Consider the following 22,027-nt stretch of genomic DNA (forward strand, 5'->3'; position numbering starts at 1 on the left):
CGCCAAACGGACTGAAAAAATCCACGTGGCGTTCATTTTCAGGTGCTATTTTTAGTTCTCACTGGTAGAGCCATGAGGGCTCTTCCTTCCTGACATGAGCAAACGGAAGCGCTTGATGAAGAAGGCGGGCTACAGATGAATAAAGGATCTTTCAGCAAGGTTACGTTCCCCAACGCCTGCCAGTTGATGCGCTGGCATTTCCATCCCATGGGTTTCGAGGCCAGCATGGACGCGCCAGGCAGTATGGTCGCCCGGCTGTTTGACCGTGCCAGCGGCGAAACCATGATTGCAATCGCCGGCATCCCCTGCGCGACGGTGATGAATGCCCCCGACGTGGAGCGAATCATCGAAGCGGTGGAAGCCGAGCTTGAAGCCTTTGTGCCGCCGGTTGGCTTGCGACGATTTGCCTCCTGACAAAAAAAGCCCACATTTTCATGTGGGCTTTTTTGTGGGTCACCGAACGGTCGCCAGCGTATCAGCCGCGAGCACGGCGATGATCGTTGAAAAACGGCTTGCCCACCCCAATCCGGTCCGACGCCTTGGGTGCATTGGCCGCCTGGCTATCCTGGCCGTCGACGTACCAATAGCAATGCTGAACCGCCCGCGTGATACCTACATACGCCAGGCGCAGGATTTCATCCTTTTGCGCTGCATCATAGGGTTGCGCGTCACCGTCCTGTCCCAACCCGGCCATCCGGTAGACCTGATTCTTGTAGGGCGAGCTGGTCAGGTGCTGGCAATCCCCGAGCAGGAATACCGCATCCGCCTGAAGCCCCTTGGCGCTGTGATAAGTCATTTGCCTGAGGCGCCGTTGCGGGTAGGGCAAGCTAGAATCCACATTAACTATCGAACCAATATGCTTATCTATCAGCAGCTTATCGCTACTTCTTCGATACAGCATCAAGATCGAATCGCCGTTGCGGTAGTGTTCATCGAGCCGTCGTGCCAAGCCTTCATCGTCCCTGTCCAACACCGTCACCGGGCTTGGCGGACGAGGCGTGCCGCTGGCCTTGGCTTTCTTGCCGGGGATAGCAGCCGCTCCGCGTACGATGTGCTCAGCCGCGTCAATGATGTGCTGGTGACTGCGGTAGTTGTCGGTGAGCATCACCCGGGTGTTGGCCGGCGACGGGAACTGCTTGTTGAAATCCATGAAAAAACTCGGCGAGCTGCCGCGCCAGCCATAGATCGACTGCCAGTCATCGCCCACGCACAACAAGGAAGAACGCTGGGCGCCTCGCCCGGTATGCAGGGCTGCGCACCTCCCGCAGGCTCGCCCTTAGCCAGGACACGATCTGCGGCGAAACGTCCTGGAATTCGTCGATCATCAAATGCGACAACGGCCTCAACAGGGTGTCATCAAGCAGCTTGAAGTTTTCCGGAGAGTGTTCGCTGAACAACGCAAACATCCGGTTATAGGTCATGACCGGAGGCGATTGATCCAGCAGATGATCTTCGAACGCACGCCAGAAACGACTCAACGCCTCGAAGAAATACCGATCCGGGTCGTTACTGGAAAAACACATCCTGCCCACGGCTTCAGGTACATCCAGGCCAAGGTTCTCGATAAAGCCCGCCGCCGCAACAAAACAGTCCAGCAAAGGGGCCGACGCCAGCTCGCCCTTGACCTTGTAGTCAAACCCGGGACCCGCGCTGGCATCCCCAGCCACGGTGGACAACAGGCGTTTTAAGTCGTCGTATTTATCAAGCCAAATCAGCGGTTTACGACAGAAAGCTTGAAACAAGGTGCGCTTTACGGCCCATTCCGCACGCACGCTCAGCTTGGCACCGGGACGGCTGAGCTGCGGGTTCTCCCGCGGATCGAATCCCAGCATCACCCAGGCATCAAGGGCTTTGATGTAGCCATGGCAATAAAATCTCGCCCCATTGATTTCGAACACCTGGCGTTTCGGCTCGATGCCTTTGATCGGCCAAGCCCCCGCACGAAACCACAGGTCTTCGATTGCGTCGCAGAGCGCTTCATCGCGCTGGGCGGCCAATTCCGTCACGGCCACGCGTTTCTGCACATCCGGGTGGTCGCGCTCCAGTTCCTTGAGCTGCAGGGCATGATGGGAAAGCGGCTGGATCAACTCGCGGAAACGCTCGTCACGCTGATAGAGGTTGTAATAACAGGCATTGAGCTGCTGGCGCTGGGCATCGTTGATGCGCAAATCGAACGGATTGCCGGCGTCATCGTCATCCGCTCCGGCGCGGTGACTCAGGGTCTCGAAGGCCTGGAGCCGCTCGAATCCCGGCAGGCTGCGGACCATGGGCAAGATACGCGAGTGGAAGGTGCGCACCAGCTCCCGGGCTTCCTTCTGGCTGACCGTGCGCCCCCACAGGGCAAACATCTCGATGAGTTTCTGGATAAAGTCCTTTCGCGATTCCCGGGTGAACGTCACCACGGTCATTGAGCCCAGTTCGAACCCCAGGTACTGCGACAGCAGCACAATACGCAGCACCAGGGTCGTTGACTTGCCCGCGCCTGCGCCCGCCACCACTGAAGTGGCCGGCGTGTCGCTGAAAATCATTTTCCATTGCCCGCTGCTGGGCTGCGCATGGGCTGGTAGCAATCGCGCCACGTCCGCCTTGATGCGTTTCTTCAGCTCGGCGGTCAGCGGCAATCGCCAATCGTCGAACAACAGGTCATCGACTTGCGGGGCCGGGTGCTCGGTACTACGGGAGTCGCGGATCAACAGGACCTGGCGCCCCGCTTCCAGCCCCTCGGCCCTGCCTTCCTTGTAGCCATAGTCAAAACCGGCGGTATGACCGCTGCGAAAGCCGTCGGCCTGCCCGTGTAGCCATGATGCGCGGTGTTGCGCGCGCAGGCGCGTCAGGCCGTGGCCGAAAAAACGCGCAGCCAGGCGTTTGAACCAGGGCATCTGGGCCAAGGGCAGGAGATCAGGGGGCAGATCGGGACTGTGTAGCGACACGCTGGGGACTCCGGTGTTCAGAACCATGGCGACTATGGTGTCTGGATTCGCTAGCGGTTTCCAGCCAAAAGCTTGTATCTCAGGGATTTAGGCGATGAAGTGAAAGTGGTATGGCAGGTTGGTATCGCGGCGCTTCGTGGCGACGCATTCGCGAGCAGGCTCGCTCCCACAAGGATATGCATGGCTGCATGGGAACGAGCTTGGTCGCGATACGACGCTCAGTTACTGCCCGGAAATGGCACCGTCCACCAACGCCTGGGCTTCGACCACCAATTGTTTCAGGTGATCGTCGCTGACGAAGCTTTCGGCGTAGATTTTATAAATGTCCTCGGTACCGGATGGACGCGCCGCAAACCAGCCATTTTCGGTCATGACTTTCAATCCGCCGATAGCCTGGTCGTTGCCTGGCGCATGGCTGAGGATGCTCTGGATCGTCTCGCCCGCCAACTCGGTGGATTGGACTTGATCCGGCGAAAGCTTGCTCAGCAACGCCTTCTGTTGAGGACTCGCCTTGGCATCGACACGCACCGAGAACGGTTCACCCAATTCATCCGTCAGGGCGCGGTAGGCCTGGCTTGGATCACGCCCGGTGCGAGCTGTCATCTCCGCAGCCAACAATGCCGGGATCAGGCCGTCCTTGTCGGTACTCCACACTCCGCCATCCTTGCGCAGGAACGAGGCCCCGGCGCTTTCTTCGCCGCCGAAGCCAAGGGAGCCATCGAACAGCCCATCGGCGAACCACTTGAAGCCCACCGGCACCTCATACAGGCGTCGGCCCAGGCGCTTGGCAACCCGATCGATCAGGCCGCTACTGACCACCGTCTTGCCAACGGCGGCGTCAGCCCGCCACTGGGGACGATTCTGGAACAAGTAATCGATGGACACCGCCAGGTAATTGTTCGGCGCCAACAGGCCGCCGCTTGGCGTCACGATGCCGTGACGGTCGTGATCCGGGTCGCAGGCAAAGGCCACATCGAAACGCTCCTTCAGGCCGATCAACCCTTGCATGGCGTGGCTGGACGACGGGTCCATGCGGATCTGCCCGTCCCAGTCGACTGTCATGAAGCGGAACGTCGAATCCACCTGTGTATTGACCACTTCCAGATCCAGGCGATAGTGCTCGGCGATCGCAGGCCAATAGCGCACCCCTGCACCGCCCAATGGATCTACGCCCAGGCGCAAGCCAGCTTCGCGGATGGCATCGAAATCAATGACATTGACCAGGTCGGCGACGTAGGTATTGAGGAAATCGTGGCGGTGGGTGGTCTCGGCCTTGAGCGCCTGCTCGTAGCTGATGCGCTTGACGCCCGCCAACTGGTTGGCCAGCAGCTCGTTGGCCTTGGCTTCGATCCACTTGGTGATATGGGTATCTGCCGGACCACCATTGGTGGGGTTGTACTTGTAGCCGCCGCTCTGCGGTGGATTATGGGACGGCGTGATGACGATGCCGTCGGCCAGGCCAGTGGTGCGGCCGCGGTTGTAGCACAGGATGGCATGGGAAACCGCTGGCGTGGGGGTGTACTCGTCACCTTCGGCGATCATCACGGTCACGCCATTGGCGGCCAGCACTTCCAACGCGCTGGCGCCCGCAGGCGTGGAGAGTGCATGGGTGTCGATACCGACGAACAACGGGCCGTCGATGCCATGGGCTTCTCGGAACAGGCAGATTGCCTGGCTGATGGCGAGCACGTGCCACTCGTTGAAACCCAGGTCGAAAGAACTGCCGCGATGCCCCGAGGTGCCAAAAGCCACGCGCTGGGTCGCCACCGATGCGTCGGGCCGGCCGGTGTAATAGGCCGTCACCAGTCGCGGGATATCGATCAACAACTCTGCCGGTGCCGGCTTGCCCGCAAATGGACTGACTGTCATGCAAAACCTCGGAATGGAGTGGCTCGAAAATGGGTGCAGTTTACTGACAGTTCGACCATGACGCGACGGGTTCGATCCATCGCCCTGCGATCATGATTGTTCATGCCTCAATGCTTCGGCCAACGCATGGAACGCGGCGTCCGGATCGTCCGCCCCCTGGAATGCATGGGTCAGGCGCAAATGCTGGCTGTAGAGGCCCTGGAGACTGAACAACTCCCCCGGCGCGATGACGATGCGCCTGCCAAGCAATCGCTGGAATACCCCACGCAGGTCGACCTGTCGCGATGACCTAGCCCACACCGTTGCGCCACCTTCGGGCTCGACCCAATGCAGGCAGTCGCCCAGCCGATCACGCATCAATTCTATTGTCGAAGCAGCGTTTTCCCGCAGTAGGCGCCGCAACACCAGCAGGTGCTGGTCGATCCGACCGTTGCCATACAAGCGCGCGATCGCTTTCTGGCGAATCGGCGACAGGCGAAACGCACGCAAGAGAAATTGTCGTTGCAGCTTCAATGTCAGTTGCCGCGACAGCACATAACCGTAGGGCGCCTCGGGACCGATGGTCTTTTCGAACGTGGAGTAGACAATCAGCCGGTCCGGATCCACCAGGTCCCGGAACGGAGGGCTGCCTGGCTCGAACACGAGATCGGTGTAACTGTCGTTCTCCAGCACCCAGGTACCGCACCGCTCCAGCAGACGCGCCACCTCTCGACGGTTGGCTTCACTTTTCACCGTGCCCATGGGCATGTTCAGGACCGAAGACAGCACCACCAGCGGCACTGTTTCGCTCGCCAGCAACTGTTCCAGTTGTTCGACATCAACGTCCCCGCCCGCCATCAATGGCAGCTCGATGACTTGGATGTCGGCCGCCTGGAGCAAACGCAGGACAGTCCAGTCACAGGGCGACTCAACCAGGACAGTCGCCCCTTTCAATGTCAGCACGGCGATCAGGATTTCCAGCACCCCACGCAGGTCAGCGCCTATATAGACGTCGTCGGCGCTCCAGCATCGGGCGGGCGAAGAGGTGTAGCGAGCCGCCAGCGCCATGCGCAGCTCCTGCTCGCCCCAGGGCTGCGAAGGCATCTGGGATGCACGCGGGTACTGGCGCAACAACTCGCGCTCAAGCAACAGGAGTGGACTGTCCAGCGACTGCAATGACGCCGGTTCATCAGCCCCCAGCACCAGCATGCCTGGCCGACGCGCATTGACGTACAAGGTTTCGAGCAAGTCGTCACCGTCACCCAGGGCGGTCACACAAGGCACTGGCAACGCGTAATAGCCGGATTTGGCGATCGAATACACTCGCCCTTCCTTTTCCAGCAAGGAATATGCGTACTGGATGGTGGATATGGACACGCTCAATCGCTCGGCCAATTGGCGCAACGACGGCAAGCGCACCCGAGGATCGGCGCCCAGTTCATTGATCAGGTTTGTCAGGTACCTGTAGACCGCCTGGTAGGCAAAATCGGGTTCACGACTTCCCTTCATAAGGCAAGCCCCATGAAACGTGCCACTGCCGGCCCAGCCTCGGTGTTGAAAACGAAATCCCTCAAGCCTCCTTCCTCAGCGCGCCCAGCGTTCGTACAGGTCATGGACGCCCTGCTCGTCCTCGCTCGAGTCGGGCACCTCAGGCACAGACCGGCGGGCGGACACGGTCACGATTGGCTGCTCCGCCACAGCAATGGGGGACTGGTACACCTTGTTGAGCAAGGCGACGGACAGGCCGCTGATCTCGTACAACCATTGCTTCGCCTCCTCAGTGGCGGGCCCACCCTCTATGGCGCTGCGCAGCTCCGGCAGGGCGAACAGCATGTCGGGATGGCAACAACGCAAGTAATTTTCCAGGCCCGCGCCGTTTTCGATAAAGGGCGCATACAACATGCACACCAACTGCGTTTCGCTAAGCCCCAAGGTTTCCTGTGCCTCGGCGGCGGCCTGGGCGCGGCGCTCAGGCATGACCGAAGGCGAACCGAACAGTTCCTGGACCTGCTGGCAGACATGCATGGGCAGTTGCTTGCGATGCATGAGCATGATCGTGCGCTGGACATAATCACCATACCCATGCTCATAGCTGCGTCCTTGCAGGTAACAGGCTTGCAGGCCATACAAATGAGCCGACAGGTACGGGCTGAGGTATTCATGATCCAGCGTCGGTGCGATGAGCCCATCGGGTCGCACTCCCAGGAACTCCCCGAACAACGCCCAACTGCTCTCTTCCAGCCGATCGACGATCAGATCATCGATGCTGACGCGCCCCAACCGTCGACACGCCTCGAAACGCCCTTCGGGACGCCATGGCTCGATGTTTTCCTGGCCGTAGAACTGTCGGAAAAGCTCGCCACCCATGGCATCGAGCTGTGCAAAGAGGCCATCGAAACCACCGCTCGGATCAATGACCAGGCCGAATCTCCTGGACGCACGCTGAAGCCCGACCATGAACTGCTTCTGCTGCCGTGGCGTGTCGCTGCTGACCCATGAATCCACCCCCGCCCCCCAGCGCGCCATGTTCCTGTAGAACTCCGCCATCGCCAGGTAGCCCTCGTCGCCCAGGCCCAAGAGGCTATCAGGCGAGCGAAGATGGCCGAACATCAACAGGTCCGTACGGTTGGCATCCCGCGCTGCCGTCGATAACGGCTTCCGATGATTGAAGGAGGTCACTTCACGGTTGTCGGCCATCAACAGCTCCACGCGAGGGTCGTCGTAGACGAACAGCGCGCTGTAGCAATGATGAATGTTTTCCAGGGTGGCTTGTGAGATATCGCCCATACGGGGAGTCACGACGCGCAGGCCGAACGTCGCCGGATACCGGCCCGCGATGGTCAGCTGCGCCGCCCGCAAGGCCGTCAGGACGTAAAAGCTTTCCCGGCTGCCATTCTGGACCATCAGCACACGATAATCGCCGACGCGCTCGGCGCCGCCAGCTGCCACGATCAGACGCTGAACCAAAAGCTGTATGGCGGTGCGTTCCGCGCGGGAATAGAAATCCAGCAAACGTTGCAACATCTGTTGGTATACGTAGGTCATTGCCTGTTCATGAATTGCACTCATAGCCATTTACCTGGAAATTCGATTATCGGCGCCACACCCGCACCGACCGGATTGCAAGGCGGGCTGGCCTGGATGAAAGACTTTGTTATTGCAAACAGTATTAGCAGTCCGCTCACACCTTGCCTCTGGTAATTATTTGTCACACATATAAAAGTCGTCCTACCTGCTTGAGGCACCTCTCCTTTACCCCCCTTGTTTTATTGAGCATCGCCGCATTCAAGTAGCGTCCTAGGAAACTTCTTACAGCGCCCTACAGACAATGGATACGTAAAATAAAGAACAAACCTAGCCGCAACTCCGCATGCGCCGACGCATGCCCTCCGAATATTGATAGATAGGTTTAAAGCAGACAGAATGCGGCCAGACCATGCACTTGCAGGCATGAACTTTAGATATCTATATCTCGCCATGAATTCATCCTTGATAGAAACAAGCGTTCAATTATCAAGACTTAAATAATGATTAGAAGATACAGATTGACGGCAAAAACCAGTTCAGTTGGGTTTGCAGGTCAGTGATCTTGGGCGATTGGGCAGCAGCCTCGACAACGCACGTCCAGGCGCAGCTACGCTCGGCGTCAAGCGGGCGCGATGACAGGAGAAATACTGGGCCGATTCGGCGGGAGATCGCGCAAGAGCCGTAGACAATGACTCTTGCGCAAGGGGGCAGATCAGGCGGGATCGACGATCTGAAGGGCAACGCGCTCACGGCAAGGGCACTCGCCCATGTAGCGGTGGGCCTCGACGAACTCGGAGAACGGGAACACCCGAGTCTTGAGTGGCAACAGTACGCGGTCGGCGGTCAGTTGATTGATGTCGCGCAACGCGCGTTGCAACGCCACCTGGTCCTGGACAATGCCCAGTTCCGGCTTGCCAGTGAAGTTACCGATGCAGTGCACGAAGAACTGGATGTTCTTCTGGAACGCCGCGCAGGCCGGGAATGGCGTCTGGTTGCCGCCTTGCAGGCCATACAGCACCAGGCTTCCACGGGGTGCCAACACATCGCCGAGCAGCGACATCTGCGGCCCGCCAAGGCCGTCGAACACGACATCGACGCCACGGCTGTCAGTGAGCTTGTTGATCTGCATCAGCAAGTCCTGCTCTTCGGTGACAATGACCTTTTCAGCCCCCAGCGACAGCAGGTATTCACGCTCGTCGGCCGTCTTGGTGGCTGCGATCACCCGCACACCCAGGGCTTTGCCCAGCTGTACGAAGGATGGGCCGGCGCAATGGCTGGCGTCGGTCACCAGGGCAAATTGCCCAGGCTTGACCCTGGCCAGGTCCATGTAGGCGAAATAGGCGATCAGCAGCGGCGTGTAATGCACGGCGGCTTCGATCGGGCTGAGCACGTCGGGATAACGGGTCAGGGCGGTGCGCGGCAATACGATGACCTCGCCGTACACCGGGTAATCGTTCGGACTCTCGGCGGGGAAGCTGGCGACCTTGTCACCCACGGCCAGATCGTCGACACCCTCGCCGACGGCAGTGACCACGCCGGCCATTTCATGTCCCAGCCCTGATGGCAGGCGGGCCTGGGAGGACGCCAGGTTCTGGCGCCAAAGGGTGTCATACCAGCTGATGCCGATCGCTTCGACACGGACCTGCACTTCTCCTGGCGCAGGAAGAGCCGCCGCATGCTCTTCGCATTTGAGCACCTCGGCACCACCAAACTTGTGAAAACGGATCGTGCGGGACATCGCAAACCTCGTCAAAGTAACCTCTAATGCCATGAACTCTATCCGGGCTTTGTACCCAAGACCATCAGTGGCTATTAATAGTCGACATGCCTGTCATTGATTCCGCAGCAAGAAAACCGAACCAGTCCTGTAAGCCTTATCCTTAAGAAAATGCATTTACCCAATGCAGAGTACCAGCCTTTCCCCGTAAGATTCATGCCGGCCATTGTTCCCATATGGCCGTCCACGTCAAGCTTGCCGAATCTGCCAGGACCCCAGATGAATCGTAATGACCTGCGTCGTGTCGACCTGAACCTGTTGATCGTGTTCGAAACATTGATGCATGAACGCAGTGTGACCCGCGCCGCCGAGAAACTGTTTCTCGGCCAGCCGGCCATCAGCGCCGCGTTGTCGCGCCTGCGCAGCCTGTTCGATGATCCTTTGTTCGTGCGCACCGGGCGCAGCATGGAACCCACGGCCCGGGCGGTCGAGATCTTCGCCCTGCTCTCTCCGGCCCTGGATTCGATTTCGACGGCGGTCAGCCGGGCGGCGGAATTCGACCCGGCCACCAGCACCTCGGTGTTTCGCATCGGTCTGTCTGACGATGCCGAGTTCGCCCTGCTGCCGATGCTGCTCAAGCGCCTGCGGGCCGAAGCGCCAGGCATCGTGCTGGTGGTGCGCCGGGTCAATTACATCCTGATGCCGGGCTTGCTGGCATCCGGCGAGATCTCCATCGGCGTCAGCTACACCGAAGACCTGCCGGCCAATGCCAAGCGCAAGGTCCTGCGGCGCAGCATGCCCAAAGTGCTACGGGCCGACACCGCGCCGGGACGGCTGACCCTGGACGAGTTCTGTGCCCGCCCCCACGCCCTGGTGTCCTTCGCAGGTGACTTGAGCGGGTTCATCGATGAAGAACTGGAAAAACTCGACCGCAAGCGCCATGTGGTGCTGGCCGTGCCGCAGTTCAACGGCTTGAGCACACTGTTGTCAGGCACCGACATCATCGCCATCGTCCCCGACTACACCGCCGACGCACTGACCGCCGCCGGCGGCGTCCGTGCCGAAGACCCGCCGATCCCGGTGCGCAGCTTTGAACTGCACATGGCCTGGCGCGGGTCACAGGACAACGACCCGGGGGAGCGCTGGCTGCGTTCGCGTATTCAGATGTTCTTTGGCGATCCGGATAGCCTGTAGCGCCGCGCTCTCAACCCTTTTTCGCAAACCGCAAGACACTCTTATGCCCTGGCGCCCGAAAACGACCAGGGCCCAAGGAAGACCCCACCGCAGAGGAGCACTCATGTCGTATTTCAAAACCACCGCCGCCGTTATCGTTCTCGCTTCACTCGCAGGATGCGTGACCAACCGTTCCGAGGTAGATGTAATCGGCCCGGTACCGCAAGTGGCCGCTTCAGGCCAAGGCCAGCAGATTTACATCAATGCATTGGATGAACGGGTTTTCGAAATCAAGCCACGCAGCGCGGATATTCCTTCCCTCAAAAACGATGAAGTAAACGACTCCAGCGTCACCGAGCGAGCCATCGGCCGCAAACGCAACGGTTTTGGCAAAGGGCTTGGTGATGTGGTGCTTCCTTCCGGGCGGACCGTGTCACAACTGGTAGGTAATGCTGTGGCCACAGCTTATCAGCAGGCAGGCTATCAAATCGTGACCACGCCAACGCCGAGCGCTACGCCGGTCAATGTACACATCATCGAATACTGGTCGTGGTTCTCTCCTGGCGCCTTCACCGTGGCCGTGAACAACAAAGCCCGTCTGAAAATCGAAGCGCCGGGCACCGTGCCGCTGGAAGTGACAACCAACACTCGTGACAGCATGCAATTGGCCACAGACAGCGACTGGAAGAAGATTAACGAGCTGGGTCTTCAAGCTATCGTCACTGAGACGGGCAAGCAACTCGGCAAGACCAAGCCCTGAAAAAGAGCGCATCATCAACAGCAGCCACCTACCGGGGCTGCTGTACGCTCTCTACATGCTGGACCTCAAGCCAAATCAACCGACTACTCCTGCGGTGACTCCGCCTTGACCTTACCGCGAAACACCCAGAACCCCCACGTGTTGTAGGCCAGCGTGACCGGCACCAGGACCGCGAACCCCACCATGTTCATTAATTTTGCTAGCGGATCATCGGAGCCGCTACAGCTTGTGGCAACCCAATGCCAGGTACCGCTGCGGCGTCGCCTCCCGCAGGCGAGCCGCCAGGAACACGCCCACGAGCAAGGCAGCCGGGATAATGGCGCAAAGGCTGTAGGACAGCGCCTTGCTGGCCCCCGTCAGTACATCGAAGTGCACCACGGCAATCACCAGTACCGCCAACAGCACCAGGCAAGAAAAACCGGGGAAGAGGCCCCCTCGCCAGAGCCCCAGCTTCAGTTCGGGATGACGCAGGGAGAAAACGACGACCGCGGCGGAGGTGAGCGCCATCAGCAGGATCACGCACAGCGTCGCCAGGTTGGACAGCCAGGCGAACAGTTGCAGGATCGGATCTGCGTCCATCGCGGCGAAAACCAGCACGACCACGGCGGAGATCAAGCTCTGCAACGCCGAGCCCATGTGGGGGCTCTGGTGGACACGGTGGGTCGTGCCCAACCGGCTCGGCAGCAAGCCATCACGGCCAATGGCGAAGAAGTAGCGGGCTGCGGCGTTATGAAAGGCGAGCAATCCGGCATAGATGCTGATCATGAACAGCACACGAATGACCTGGGTCAGGGAGGGACCGACGAAATGGTCGGACAGGCCATAGATAAACGTCGTCGGATCCTGCAGGGCCTGGAGCGTGGCGACAATCTTGTCCGCGCCTACGCCCACCACCATCGACCAGACCGACAGCGCGTAGAAGCCGCCGATCAACAACACCGAGCAGTAAGTGGCAATCGGAATGGTTCGCTGGGGATTCTTCGCCTCCTCGCCGTAGATCGTGGTGGCTTCGAACCCAATGAACGCCGCGAAGCAGAACAACAAGCCGATGGACGGTGTGCCGCTGAACACATGGCCGCGATCGAACGCGTCCAGGTTGATGCCGCTGTCGCCCCCGGATCTCAGGATGGCGAAATCCAGGACCAGGATCGCCAGGTATTCAGCAACCACGATGACTGACAGCACCCGGGCAGACAGATCGATCTTGCGGTACCCGAGGATCGCGACGCTGGCCATGGCCATCAGCGAATACGCCCACCAGGGCAGCAGCAGGCCAAACATACCCTGCATCGTGCCGCTGACGACACCGCCGAACATACCGTACAAGCCGACCTGGAGGATGTTGTAGGCAAACATCGCCAGCACCCCCGCTGCGCCACCGGCCATTCCGCCCAGGCCCACGGAGGTGAAGGCATAGAAACCGCCCGCGTGGGTGAGATGTCGGGCCAGGGTGGTGTAGCCCACCGAAAACGCCAGTAGCACGAGCAAGGCCAGGATCAGCAGTGCCGGAGTACCCGCGCCGTTGCCGAGCATGATGCCGATGGGAAAACCGCCGGCAATGACGCTCAGCGGGCTCGCCGCCGAGACCACGAAAAAGATGATGAAGCCGACACCCAGGGCGCCACGCTTGAGCTCGGTGGAGCTGTTGACCAGGAGAGGTACGCTCATGTCTTGTTGACCTTATGGGATGAGGTATTCGCTGCAGGATCGGCGCGGACCACGACGGGATAGCCTTATCGTGGGTGCCGCACGCCGGAGTCGATCCTATGCCTCTCCCTCAGTGCCTCATTAACCCAAATCGGCACGCGCGTAATCGGCAATGGCAGCGCGGGCGGTGTGGGATGGCAACTCTGAGAACAGGGCCTGGTATTCGGCGGCAAAATGACTGAGGTGAAAGAAGCCCCACTGGGCGGCGACATCGCCGATCGACAGATGGGACGCCCGGGTCGACATCAACGTCCGGCGTACGCCATTGAGCCTGACGGAACGCAGGTAATTGATCGGCGTCGTCTCGGCGACTGCGCGAAAGCTGTTCTGCACGGTGCGCCGGCTTACCTGGAGTCGTTGGCACAATTCATCGACGCTGGGCACGTTGTTCAGCTGCGCGGTCGCCAGGCGATGGCACTTTTCGACGATGTAGCTGCGTGTGGAGCTTGGCGTGCGCTGCTGTTTGTCGCAGGCGGGGTCGGTCATCAGTTGCAGCAACTCGCCGAGCATGGTTTGTTCCAGCTGCAATTCCCGGTCCTGGGCAACGTCATCTTCTTCGCTCAACAGCGCCTGGGAAAATGCCGCCAGCATTCGACGGCGGGCCCCTGCATAGCGCTGGGTCGGCACCCTGATCACCGGTTGCCGCAGCAATCGGCTGATGTCCTTGGCCGATTCGGTTTGCGCCAACGCTTGTTCGAACAGCTCACGCTCGAACGTAATGGCCAGCAGCTCCATGCCCATCGGCATATGGAACATGAATTCCTCGCCACCGTGGAGAAAGAATAGGCTGCTGTCGTCCACTTCCCTTCCCTGCATCCGGACCGAACCCGGGACGGTGATGGGTACGGCAAAACACATCTTGCCTCGTGGGGCTACGCCGTGCTGCACGACACGCTGGTTGATCTGCTCACGAAAGACATGGCAACGCGCCGTTGTCATCTGGATGAGCGAGCTCTCGGCCGAGCCGGCGGTCAACTGGTTGTAATCCTGGCTCCATTCCTGGACGGTCGCGGCATGGACATGAATGTCATGGAACCGACTGATGTTGAGCTGCTTCATGGTGACGAACGCCTCGGCCAATGTTCTTGTTGTTTGAGCGCCTTCCTGGCCGATATTCTCACAATGAGAGAATTCCGCAAATTTTGTTTGATCAATGCATTTTCCCTGTCAGGGCATCAAGACTCCTCTCAACAGGTTCCTGCCGCAACCCGTCCCTGTGGCGAGGGAGCTTGCTCCCGCTGGGCCTGTAGGAGCTGCCGAGCGAAGCGAGGCTGCGATCTTTCCAGGAACACTTGAATCTCAAGCGAAAGATCAAGATCAAAAGATCGCAGGCTCCGCCAGCTCCTACTTGATTGGGAGTAGATGCCAGCCCCGTGGCGACGCGGCTTGAAAAGTACACCGCTCACTTTAATGCTCCAACGACGCCCGCATGTGCCGATTCGGGCTAACGGCCGCGATCAGGCGGCGGGGATGATCGAGACACTGAAAATCGACATCCTGAGAGACCGTCATGAGTGAAGCCAAACTTGAATCCCTCCATTTCGCGGACGCCCCGCGGATAACGTCCGCCATTCCCGGCCCCAAGACCACCGAGGCCCTGGCCTTGTCGGCGCGTACCGAGTCGATGGCGCGCGGCGGCGCACGCATGCCCGTGGCCATGGACCGTGCCTTTGGCGCAACCTTCAAGGACCCGGATGGCAACACCTACATCGATCTGTCCGCTGGCGTGGGCGTCAGCAGCGTAGGCCGCTGCCACCCGAAGGTGGTCCAGGCCATCCGCGAGCAGTCCGAAGTGTTGATGCACGCCCTGGAAGTCAACAGCACCCGGCGCACTGAACTGGCCGCCAAGATCGCCGATATCGCGCCCGACGGACTGCGCGGCGACTGCATTACCTTCTTCACGCAAAGCGGCAGCGATGCGCTGGAAGCCGCGATCAAGTTCGCCAAGCGCATCACCGGACGCCATCAGATCATCGCTTTCCATGGCGGCTATCATGGCGTCTGGAACGCGTCGGGCGCGCTGACCACGGGCACGGCCTACCGCAAGGGTTACGGTGCCCAGATGGGTGGCGTCATTCATGCGCCCTACCCTTATGCCTACCGTTTCCCCTTCGACACCACGCACAAAAGCGCCGAGCAGATTGCCGGCGAATACGTGGACTATCTGCTCAACACGCCCTACACCGCCGCCGATGACGTGGCCGCGGTGATCGTGGAACCGGTACAGGGCGAAGGCGGCTACGTGCCTCCCTCACCGGAATTCCTGCAGTTGTTGCGCAAGGCCTGCGACCGCAGCGGTGCGTTGCTGATCGTCGACGAAGTGCAGTCCGGCGCCGGGCGCACCGGCAAGATGTGGGCGGTCGAGCACTCCGGCGTGAAGCCCGACATGCTCACGTTCGGCAAGGGCATCGGCAGCGACCTGCCCATGGCCGGCCTGATCATGCGCTCGGACCTGGCGGCCGCGATTCCCGATGGCTCGGTGCCCAACACCTTTGCCGCCAACTCGCTGTCCGCCGCCGTGGCGCTGACCAACATCAGCATTCTCCAGGATCCAGAACTCGATCTGCTCAACCGCGCCCACACCCTCGGCCTCGAAGCCCAGGAACGCATCCGTGGCTTCGACAGCCGCCTCATCGGCGAAGTACGCGGTCGCGGCCTGATGATCGGAATCGAGCTGGTGGAGGACCCGATCACCAAGGCGCCACTGGCACCGGCGAAGATCGGCCAGATCATGGGCTACTTGTTGAACCACGGCGTGTTGATGATTCCCTGCGGTCGCTACAGCAATGTGATGCGGGTCATGCCCTCGCTGACGATCCCTCGTTCGCTGTTCTTCAAGGCCCTGGACATTTTTGGCGATGCCTTGGCCTCCCTCAAGGCTTGACCGTCCATCTCACCTCATTACGGATCGCAAAAATGACCCAGCATTTCAATCACTTCATCGAAGGCGCGACCTTCGAAGCTTCGGACGGTCGCCGCATCGCGCTCGTCGATCCGGTGACGGAACAGACTTACGGCAGCACCGCCCGCGGCACCGCCGAGGATGTGGACCGCGCCGTGAGCGCGGCACGCCAGCAACTTGAGCATGGCGCCTGGCGCCAACTCGACGGTGCCCAGCGCGGTCGGCTGCTGTCGAAACTGGCTGACCTGGTCGAGCGCGACACCGAATTGCTGGCCGACCTGGACGCCAACGCCATCGGCCGTTCACCGGTCGAACCACGCCGGCTGGACATCCCCAACGCCATCGCCAACCTGCGCGCTGCCGCCGGCTGGGCCAATCAGCTCGAAGGGCGCACCATTCCTACCGGTGGTTACTTCGGCACCAAGACCCTGTCCTACACGGTGCGGGAACCGGTGGGTGTGGTCGGTGCCATCGTTCCTTGGAACTCGCCGCTGATGATCACCGTCTGGAAGCTCGCCGCGTTGTTGGCGGCGGGCTGCACGGTGGTCGTCAAGCCGTCGGAAGAAACGCCGCAATCGGCCCTGCACCTGGCGGCGCTGGCACAGGAAGCGGGCTTCCCGGATGGCGTGATCAACGTGGTCACGGGCTACGGCGACGAGGTGGGCCGCGCCCTGTGCCAACACCCGCACGTGGCCAAGATCAGCTTCACCGGCAGCCCCGAGGCCGGACGCGAGATCCAGCGCACCGCCGGCGTGTTGTTCAAGCGCGTGGCATTGGAGCTGGGCGGCAAGAGTCCCCAGATTGTCTTCGACGATGCCTCCTTCGACGACGCGCTCTTCGGCTGCTCCCTCGGCCTGTTCGCCAACCAGGGACAAATCTGCGCGGCCGGCTCGCGCATCCTGGTCCAACGCGGCATCGCCGAACGTTTCGCCGCCGCGCTCGCCGACGCCGCGCGCGCCGTCAAGGTCGGTGACCCGCGCCAGCCTGGCGTGCAGATGGGGCCGGTGGCCAAGAAGGCGCAATTCGACCGCGTCAACCGCTACATCCAAGTGGGCATCGAACAAGGCGCCTCGCTCTTGGCGGGCGGCGTATCGAACCCTGGCCAGGGCTGGTTCGTCCAGCCGACGATTTTCGCCAATGCCCGCAACGACATGGCAATCGCCCGGGACGAGATCTTCGGCCCTGTCGGCACGGTGATCACGTTCGACCGCGAAGAAGAGGCGATCGCGCTGGCCAACGACTCCACCTACGGCCTGGCGGCCACGGTCTGGACGGCCGACTTGGTGCGAGCCCATCGCGTGGCCGCCGCGGTGAAGGCCGGTGCCGTCGGCGTCAATTGCTGGAGCCCGCTTGACGCCAACCTGCCCTGGGGCGGCGTCAAGGCCAGCGGCATCGGGCGTGAAGGCGGGTTCAGCGGCGCACAGGCCTACACCGAAGAGAAGGTCATCACCGTGCTGCTGCCCAGCTGAGAACAAGACCCGCACTGACCGAACGGCCCTGCAATGCGAGGTGGCAGGGGCCGTTCGACGTGCATTTCGATGCGTTGATGATCCTTGGAGAGACCGCGATGAATCCGGCAAATCAAACAATAATTGATCGGTACCCGACGTCCCTGCGTATTTTGCATTGGGTGCGCGCCTTGCTCGTCGCAGGCCTCCTCTGGGCCGGCTGGCACATGACCGGGCTGAATGATGAAGTGGCGAGCAAATATGAGCTGTACTACCCGTGGCACAAATCCTTCGGGGTGTTGATGTTCCTGGTCGTCCTGGTCCAAATCGCCCTGCGCGTAAAGGCCACCAGGCTGCCGCAACCGCCCGAGTCCTTGGCGCGGTATGAAAGAGTTTCATCAAGGCTTGCGCACCGCACCCTGTATGCGCTGCTGGTGATCGTGCCATTGATGGGCTATTCGATGTCGAGCACCTACACGATGAGCGACGGCGTGTTCTTTTTCGGGGTAAACCTTCCAGAGCTTCTTGGCAAGAATGACGATTGGTTCGTCGTCTTCCAATGGCTGCACAAAGTGCTCGCCTATACCCTGCTCGGCCTGGTCCTGGTGCACATCGCCGGTGCCCTCAAGCACCGGTTCTTCGACCGCGACCCTCGCAGCGACGTCTTGCGCCGGATGTTGTAACGACCAGAGGCCTTGGCAGCGTCATGAGATGCCTGCTTATTGAACATTCATGCGTTCACGTCGACGACCGTGCGCCCGCGAACCTGCCCTTGCAACACCCGGGCAGCCACCGCCGGAACCTCGGCCAAACCAATCACCTGGGTAATACGGGCAAGCTTGTTCACGTCCAGATCCCGGGCCAGTCGCGACCAGGCCTGCAGACGCGCAGCTTGCGGAGCGTTCACCGAGTCGATACCCGCCAGGGTCACGTTGCGCAGGATAAACGGCAGCACCGAGCCGGGCAGGTCCGCGCCCTGGGCCAGGCCAAAGGCAGCGACAACCCCCCGGTATTGGGTCTGGGCCAAGGCATTGGCCAAGGTATGGCTGCCGACCGAGTCGATGACGCCCGCCCATCGCTCCTTCGCAATCGGCGCGCCCGGCTCCGACAACAAACGGCGATCGATGATTTCGGCCGCACCGAGGTCGCGCAGGTAGTCGGCCTCTTCCTGCCGTCCGGTCGAGGCGATCACCCGATAACCCAGCCCGGACAACAACGCGATCGCCACCGAGCCTGCACCGCCATTGGCACCGGTCACCAGGATATCGCCACGCTCGGGCGTCAGGCCGCCATGCTCCAGCGCCAGGACACTCAGCATCGCCGTGTAGCCGGCGGTGCCGATCGCCATCGCTTGTCGGGTTGAAAACGCCTCCGGGACTTTCACCAGCCAGTCGCCACTCACCCGCGCTTTCTGGGCAAAGCCACCGTGGTGGGTCTGGCTCAGCCCCCAGCCATTGACCAGCACGCGGTCACCGGCTTGGAAACCTGCGTGGCTCGACGTTTCGACGATACCGGCGAAGTCGATGCCCGGAATCAACGGGAACTGGCGAATCACCGGTGAACGCCCGCTGAGGGCCATGGCGTCCTTGTAATTCACCGTTGAGTACTCGATCGCCACGGTAACGTCGCCGGCCATCAAGTCCTCATCCTTGAAATCGACCAGGCGGGTGGAAATCACATCGTCGGCTTTAGTGGTGAGCAGCGCCTTGAAAGTCATTGTCATGTTTCCTGTTCGATTGAAGGATGGGGACGACGGGCTGGATAAGGCAGGCTCACGCGAGCTGCATGGCTTTGCGGATGCCCGTATCCAGGAGGCCAGCCGGCGCGAAGCGGCGCATCCATTGCAGCTGCGCCGCCGCCTTGCCAGCGGTATAGCGCAGCTTGGGACGCTCGGCCCGCGCCGCCTTGAGCACCACGTCAGCCACCACATCCGCGCTTTCGGCGGTCGCCATCGCCTGGTTGACGACTTTGGTGACCTTTACCCGAATATCTTCGTACAGGTCCAGCTTGGCGTCAGCCTCCAGGCTGTTGCTTTCGAACGAGGTCCGGGTATAGCCGGGTTCGATCACCGTGACCCGGATGCCGTGGGTGCGCAGTTCGTGGTCCAGGGCTTGAGAATAGCCATCCACCGCATGTTTGCTCGCGACGTAGAGCGCCACATAAGGCACGGCCACGACGCCGAGGATCGAACCTATGTTGATGATGCGGCCGCTGCCCTGGCGCCGCATGTGGGGCACAACGGCGCGAGTCATCCGGACAACGCCCATGAAATTGGTATCGAAAACCGCCTTCGCCTGGTCGATGGAGCTCTCCTCCGCCGCCGCGGGTGCGAGCCCGAAACCGGCATTGTTGACCAGCAGGTCGATACGGCCCTCCAACTGCAACAGTTCCTGGACAGCGCGCTCGACAGAGGCATCGTCGGTCACGTCCAGCGCCAGCATGGCAAACGCCCGTTGATCCGACTGGACGCCTCTGCGGCTGGTGCCGTAGACCTTGTAGCCTGCCGCAACGAGCTTGCCGGCGATGGCCTCTCCGATACCGGACGAAGCGCCTGTTACCAATGCTACGGGTTTGTTGATTGTCATGAAGTTTTCCTCGGGCAGCAGGGTCGGGGCCGGCATCGAAGCGTGTCGGGCAGATCTATGATGATGAGCATAATCATAAACGTCAACAGTTTTGATTTTGATCGACATCTAATTGAACGCGCCATGCTTTGTTCGCCAGGACCGCAGTCTGTCCGACAGGCTTCACTAGCACCGTTGCTGAAATTTGCGGCGATCATCAGCAAAAAAACGTTTCACCGATGAAACAATCCTGGAATTACCACCATCACCGCTTTGTAACAAAGTGCGACTAGGATCGGGAATGCCTCCTATTTCGCGAGTTTCCCACCATGACAACGCCTACCCTGGCTTCCAACCTGTCGGGCTCGGTCGCCTCCCCTTCGAGACCGCAGCTGGATCGCAAGCCGAGCATGATGACCCTGGCCATTTTTTTTGCGGTGCTGGGCATCGGCCTTTTGTTCACTGCCTACAGCCTGATGCACGATATGAACGAGCTCGGCACCGTAGTGACCACGTGGACACCGTTCCTGCTGCTGGGTGTCGCGCTGCTGATCGCGCTGGGCTTTGAGTTCGTCAACGGTTTCCACGACACCGCCAACGCCGTGGCCACGGTTATCTATACCAATTCCATGGCCCCCAATTTCGCGGTGGCCTGGTCGGGTTTCTTCAATTTCCTTGGGGTGTTGCTGTCCAGTGGCGCGGTGGCTTTCGGCATCATCGCCTTGCTGCCGGTGGAGCTGATCCTGCAGGTCGGCTCCTCCGCCGGTTTCGCCATGATCTTCGCGTTGCTGATCGCCGCCATTCTTTGGAACCTCGGCACTTGGTGGCTGGGCCTGCCGGCCTCGTCTTCCCACACGCTGATTGGTTCGATCATCGGCGTCGGCGTCGCCAATGCGCTGATGCACGGTCGCGATGGCACCAGCGGCGTGGACTGGGCCCAGGCGACCAAGATCGGCTACGCGCTGCTTTTGTCACCGCTGGTAGGTTTCGGCTGCGCCGCGTTGCTGTTGCTGGCGCTGCGGGCTTTCGTCAAGAATCGCGCGCTGTACAAGGCACCTGAAGGCAACACACCGCCACCTTGGTGGATTCGCGGCCTGCTGATCCTGACCTGCACCGGTGTTTCGTTCGCCCACGGTTCCAACGACGGCCAGAAAGGCATGGGCCTGATCATGCTGATCCTGGTGGGCACCCTGCCGATGGCGTATGCACTCAACCGCACGATGCCTGCCGACCAGGCACTTCAATTCGCCGCGGTGGCCGAAGTCACCCAACAAGCCTTGGTCAAGCATTCGCCCTCACCGGCACCGGCCGACCCGCGCCCTATCCTGTCCGCCTACGTCAGCAGCAAGCAGGCCACGCCACAACTGGTGCCGGCCCTTGCCGCGATGACCGGCAGCATCGGAGCCGAGGTCAAAGGCTACGGCTCGCTGGCGAAGGTGCCCGTCGAAGCCGTGGGCAACGTGCGCAACGACATGTACCTGACCAGCGAAACCATTCGCCTGATGGACAAGAATCAGGTCGGCAACTTCGACGCCGACACCCGCGACAAGCTGCAACTGTTCAAGCAGCAGATCGACAATTCGACGCGATTCATTCCGTTATGGGTGAAGATCGCCGTGGCCATCGCCCTTGGCCTGGGCACCATGGTCGGCTGGAAACGCATCGTGGTGACGGTGGGAGAGAAAATCGGCAAGTCGCACCTCACCTACGCCCAAGGCGCCTCGGCTGAAACGGTCGCGATGCTGACCATTGGCGCTGCCGACGTGTTCGGCCTGCCGGTGTCCACCACCCATGTACTGTCCTCGGGCGTGGCCGGCACGATGGTCGCCAACGGCGGTGGCCTGCAGATGCGCACGATCCGCAACCTGCTGATGGCCTGGGTGCTCACGCTGCCTGCTGCCATCCTGTTGTCTGGCAGCCTTTATTGGTTGTTCACCCAGCTGTTCTGATC

15 protein-coding genes and 1 pseudogene are annotated in these 22,027 nt (G+C 60.8%); 7 read left to right on the forward strand and 9 right to left on the reverse strand.

All coding sequences use genetic code 11. The features are described 5' to 3' along the window. Positions 1-135: 135 nt before the first annotated feature. The gene (locus tag M8Q45_RS12180; RefSeq protein WP_003201764.1) at positions 136-414 is read left to right on the forward strand and encodes a DUF1652 domain-containing protein; all 279 of its coding nucleotides are present in this window, start codon (positions 136-138) and stop codon (positions 412-414) included. A gap of 61 nt (positions 415-475) precedes the next feature. On the opposite strand, the pseudogene M8Q45_RS12185 reads toward M8Q45_RS12180, so the two are convergent. The 5 genes and pseudogenes from M8Q45_RS12185 to M8Q45_RS12205 all read right to left on the reverse strand — a co-directional run bounded on the left by M8Q45_RS12185 (position 476) and on the right by M8Q45_RS12205 (position 9,543). Beyond that, positions 476-2,930 (reverse strand): annotated as a pseudogene (locus tag M8Q45_RS12185) (UvrD-helicase domain-containing protein). A 222-nt stretch (positions 2,931-3,152) separates the two neighbouring features. Next, complete coding sequence (gene pgm, locus M8Q45_RS12190) at positions 3,153-4,799, reverse strand: phosphoglucomutase (alpha-D-glucose-1,6-bisphosphate-dependent) (RefSeq protein WP_249874958.1); 1,647 nt, start codon at positions 4,797-4,799, stop codon at positions 3,153-3,155. Between the two features lie 90 nt (positions 4,800-4,889). Further along, positions 4,890-6,287, reverse strand: a complete 1,398-nt coding sequence (locus M8Q45_RS12195) for an aminotransferase-like domain-containing protein (RefSeq protein ID WP_249874959.1) — start codon at positions 6,285-6,287, stop codon at positions 4,890-4,892. 75 nt (positions 6,288-6,362) lie between these two features. Then, positions 6,363-7,847 (reverse strand): hypothetical protein, encoded by a 1,485-nt coding sequence (locus M8Q45_RS12200; RefSeq protein WP_249874960.1) that lies wholly within the window; start codon positions 7,845-7,847, stop codon positions 6,363-6,365. A gap of 670 nt (positions 7,848-8,517) precedes the next feature. Next, positions 8,518-9,543 (reverse strand): zinc-dependent alcohol dehydrogenase family protein, encoded by a 1,026-nt coding sequence (locus M8Q45_RS12205; protein ID WP_030138714.1) that lies wholly within the window; start codon positions 9,541-9,543, stop codon positions 8,518-8,520. A gap of 258 nt (positions 9,544-9,801) precedes the next feature. Here M8Q45_RS12205 and M8Q45_RS12210 point away from each other — a divergent pair, with 258 nt between their 5' ends. Together M8Q45_RS12210 and M8Q45_RS12215 are read left to right on the forward strand one after the other, a co-directional pair. Next, positions 9,802-10,716 carry a LysR family transcriptional regulator gene (locus M8Q45_RS12210; RefSeq protein WP_030138713.1) on the forward strand — a complete coding sequence of 305 codons (915 nt, stop codon included), beginning with the start codon at positions 9,802-9,804 and terminating at the stop codon, positions 10,714-10,716. Between the two features lie 103 nt (positions 10,717-10,819). Continuing rightward, positions 10,820-11,455, forward strand: coding sequence for a flagellar biosynthesis protein (locus M8Q45_RS12215; RefSeq protein ID WP_249874961.1), 636 nt, complete (start codon positions 10,820-10,822; stop codon positions 11,453-11,455). 219 nt (positions 11,456-11,674) lie between these two features. Here M8Q45_RS12215 and M8Q45_RS12220 read toward each other — a convergent pair whose 3' ends face one another. Next, a complete protein-coding gene (locus M8Q45_RS12220; RefSeq protein WP_249874962.1) occupies positions 11,675-13,123 on the reverse strand; it encodes an APC family permease in 1,449 nt (482 codons plus the stop codon). A gap of 120 nt (positions 13,124-13,243) precedes the next feature. Next, on the reverse strand, positions 13,244-14,221 hold the full coding sequence (locus tag M8Q45_RS12225; RefSeq protein ID WP_249874963.1) for a helix-turn-helix domain-containing protein: 978 nt from the start codon (positions 14,219-14,221) through the stop codon (positions 13,244-13,246). 451 nt (positions 14,222-14,672) lie between these two features. Here M8Q45_RS12225 and M8Q45_RS12230 point away from each other — a divergent pair, with 451 nt between their 5' ends. The 3 genes from M8Q45_RS12230 to M8Q45_RS12240 all read left to right on the forward strand — a co-directional run bounded on the left by M8Q45_RS12230 (position 14,673) and on the right by M8Q45_RS12240 (position 18,195). Further along, positions 14,673-16,046 (forward strand): aspartate aminotransferase family protein, encoded by a 1,374-nt coding sequence (locus tag M8Q45_RS12230; protein ID WP_249874964.1) that lies wholly within the window; start codon positions 14,673-14,675, stop codon positions 16,044-16,046. Between the two features lie 32 nt (positions 16,047-16,078). Next, positions 16,079-17,533 carry an aldehyde dehydrogenase family protein gene (locus tag M8Q45_RS12235; protein WP_249874965.1) on the forward strand — a complete coding sequence of 485 codons (1,455 nt, stop codon included), beginning with the start codon at positions 16,079-16,081 and terminating at the stop codon, positions 17,531-17,533. Between the two features lie 98 nt (positions 17,534-17,631). Next, entirely contained in the window at positions 17,632-18,195 is a 564-nt protein-coding gene (locus M8Q45_RS12240; protein ID WP_249874966.1) for a cytochrome b, read from the forward strand. Between the two features lie 47 nt (positions 18,196-18,242). Here the strand turns inward: M8Q45_RS12240 and acuI are convergent, their stop codons facing one another. Together acuI and M8Q45_RS12250 are read right to left on the reverse strand one after the other, a co-directional pair. Beyond that, positions 18,243-19,229 (reverse strand): acrylyl-CoA reductase (NADPH), encoded by a 987-nt coding sequence (gene acuI / locus M8Q45_RS12245; protein WP_249874967.1) that lies wholly within the window; start codon positions 19,227-19,229, stop codon positions 18,243-18,245. A 55-nt stretch (positions 19,230-19,284) separates the two neighbouring features. Beyond that, a complete protein-coding gene (locus M8Q45_RS12250; protein ID WP_249874968.1) occupies positions 19,285-20,097 on the reverse strand; it encodes an oxidoreductase in 813 nt (270 codons plus the stop codon). Positions 20,098-20,405: 308 nt separating this feature from the next. Here M8Q45_RS12250 and M8Q45_RS12255 point away from each other — a divergent pair, with 308 nt between their 5' ends. After that, positions 20,406-22,025, forward strand: a complete 1,620-nt coding sequence (locus M8Q45_RS12255) for an inorganic phosphate transporter (RefSeq protein ID WP_249874969.1) — start codon at positions 20,406-20,408, stop codon at positions 22,023-22,025. Positions 22,026-22,027 lie beyond the last annotated feature (2 nt).

The organism is Pseudomonas sp. T1.Ur, assembly GCF_023516725.1.
Classification (GTDB): Bacteria; Pseudomonadota; Gammaproteobacteria; order Pseudomonadales; family Pseudomonadaceae; genus Aquipseudomonas; species Aquipseudomonas alvandae.

Coding starts and splice junctions, on each gene's coding strand:
- M8Q45_RS12180 (WP_003201764.1), top strand. CDS start 136: ATGAATAAAGGATCTTTCAGCAAGGTTACGTTCCCCAACGCCTGCCAG.
- pgm (WP_249874958.1), bottom strand. CDS start 4,799: ATGACAGTCAGTCCATTTGCGGGCAAGCCGGCACCGGCAGAGTTGTTG.
- M8Q45_RS12195 (WP_249874959.1), bottom strand. CDS start 6,287: ATGAAGGGAAGTCGTGAACCCGATTTTGCCTACCAGGCGGTCTACAGG.
- M8Q45_RS12200 (WP_249874960.1), bottom strand. CDS start 7,847: ATGAGTGCAATTCATGAACAGGCAATGACCTACGTATACCAACAGATG.
- M8Q45_RS12205 (WP_030138714.1), bottom strand. CDS start 9,543: ATGTCCCGCACGATCCGTTTTCACAAGTTTGGTGGTGCCGAGGTGCTC.
- M8Q45_RS12210 (WP_030138713.1), top strand. CDS start 9,802: ATGAATCGTAATGACCTGCGTCGTGTCGACCTGAACCTGTTGATCGTG.
- M8Q45_RS12215 (WP_249874961.1), top strand. CDS start 10,820: ATGTCGTATTTCAAAACCACCGCCGCCGTTATCGTTCTCGCTTCACTC.
- M8Q45_RS12220 (WP_249874962.1), bottom strand. CDS start 13,123: ATGAGCGTACCTCTCCTGGTCAACAGCTCCACCGAGCTCAAGCGTGGC.
- M8Q45_RS12225 (WP_249874963.1), bottom strand. CDS start 14,221: ATGAAGCAGCTCAACATCAGTCGGTTCCATGACATTCATGTCCATGCC.
- M8Q45_RS12230 (WP_249874964.1), top strand. CDS start 14,673: ATGAGTGAAGCCAAACTTGAATCCCTCCATTTCGCGGACGCCCCGCGG.
- M8Q45_RS12235 (WP_249874965.1), top strand. CDS start 16,079: ATGACCCAGCATTTCAATCACTTCATCGAAGGCGCGACCTTCGAAGCT.
- M8Q45_RS12240 (WP_249874966.1), top strand. CDS start 17,632: ATGAATCCGGCAAATCAAACAATAATTGATCGGTACCCGACGTCCCTG.
- acuI (WP_249874967.1), bottom strand. CDS start 19,229: ATGACTTTCAAGGCGCTGCTCACCACTAAAGCCGACGATGTGATTTCC.
- M8Q45_RS12250 (WP_249874968.1), bottom strand. CDS start 20,097: ATGACAATCAACAAACCCGTAGCATTGGTAACAGGCGCTTCGTCCGGT.
- M8Q45_RS12255 (WP_249874969.1), top strand. CDS start 20,406: ATGACAACGCCTACCCTGGCTTCCAACCTGTCGGGCTCGGTCGCCTCC.